The sequence below is a fragment of the Christiangramia aquimixticola genome (assembly GCF_048285835.1).
Classification (GTDB): Bacteria; Bacteroidota; Bacteroidia; order Flavobacteriales; family Flavobacteriaceae; genus Christiangramia; species Christiangramia aquimixticola.
In genome coordinates this window covers 738,109-739,450 of record NZ_JBLVTL010000001.1, presented here as the reverse complement: position 1 = coordinate 739,450, position 1,342 = coordinate 738,109, and the positions used below count along the sequence as shown (strand labels likewise).

General features: G+C 34.6%; 2 protein-coding genes. Both read left to right on the top strand.

Going from position 1 to position 1,342, the window contains the following annotated elements:
- Positions 1-43: 43 nt before the first annotated feature.
- Complete coding sequence (locus ACNKXV_RS03420; protein WP_417906284.1) at positions 44-733, top strand: YjjG family noncanonical pyrimidine nucleotidase; 690 nt, start codon at positions 44-46, stop codon at positions 731-733.
- Positions 734-776: 43 nt separating this feature from the next.
- Entirely contained in the window at positions 777-1,331 is a 555-nt protein-coding gene (locus ACNKXV_RS03415; RefSeq protein ID WP_417906283.1) for a hypothetical protein, read from the top strand.
- Positions 1,332-1,342 lie beyond the last annotated feature (11 nt).

Here is a 1,342-nt window from a genome sequence, read left to right as displayed (position 1 = left end):
TATTCCGATTCGCAATTCTATTATAAAATTTTAAAACAGATCCATGAAGTTGACTAATGTAGAACATGTATTCTTTGATCTTGACCATACTCTTTGGGATTTCGACAGAAATTCAGCGCTTGCTTTTAAAGAGATCTTCCAGGAGCATAAAATAGAACTGGAGCTCAATAATTTCCTTGAAGTATATATGCCGGTTAACTTTAAATACTGGGAATTATATCGAAATAATGCAGTAAGCAAGGAGGCGCTCCGATACGGAAGACTAAAAGACAGTTTTGATAAGTTAAATTTCGAAACTACAGATACTACCATTAATAATATTGCAGATCTATACATTCAATACTTACCAAAAAATAATCATCTGCTTGATGGGACGCTTGAGGTTTTGGATAATTTAAAAGATCGGTATCAGCTACATATAATTACCAATGGATTCGAGGAAGTTCAGCATCAAAAAATGCAAACTTCAGCGATACATAATTATTTCAAAACGATTACCACCTCAGAAGCTGCCGGGGTAAAAAAACCGCATCCTCAAATTTTTGAATTGGCGCTTCAAAAAAGTGGGGCCAAACCAGAAAATTCGGTTATGATAGGTGATAATCTGGAGGCTGATATTATCGGTGCACACAAGTTTGGTTTAAATGTAATTTATCTCAATCCTCTTGAGCATCAAATTCAAAGTTTATATCCCCAGGTTAAAAAGTTAAAAGAACTTCTAAATTATCTATAATAATAAAGAATAGGTATTTTCGTTCGGAAAGAAAACTTTGCCTGTGTTACCGAATAGATCCATCATTCAAATCTTAATAATCGGGCTTTTAATTAACGTCCTGTTCACCTCTTGTTTTAAAGATGTAGACTTCAGCAGGACCGATGAAATTAAACTTTCTCCAGACCTCGAAGTTGATTTAATTCATTATCAGCTTAACCGTGATGATTTTATAGATTCCGAAACAGGTGAGTATACTTCTATCATAAGGGATACAGTTAGACTTGAATATCTTGATGATAGTTATATCCAGGACGGACTATTGCATGCGGAATTTTTATTTAGGCATGAAAATACTTTTTCAGATTCCATACGCAGTAATATCAAATTTTTGGCAGTTAATAACAGAAGGCAGTTTAATGTGGCCTATACTATACCTGCCGGAGAAATAGGTGCTCCGGCCTTTGTGGACACTTTACACATAATGGATGAGTCGAAGATTTCTAAAGTTAGAAGATCTTTTAAGATGGTAGTGGAACTGGAAATGCTTGGTTCCGGGACAAAACTGGATGGTGAACTTAAATTTTCCTCAAAAGGGTATTATAGATTTAAATTCTAAAATGAAGCGAT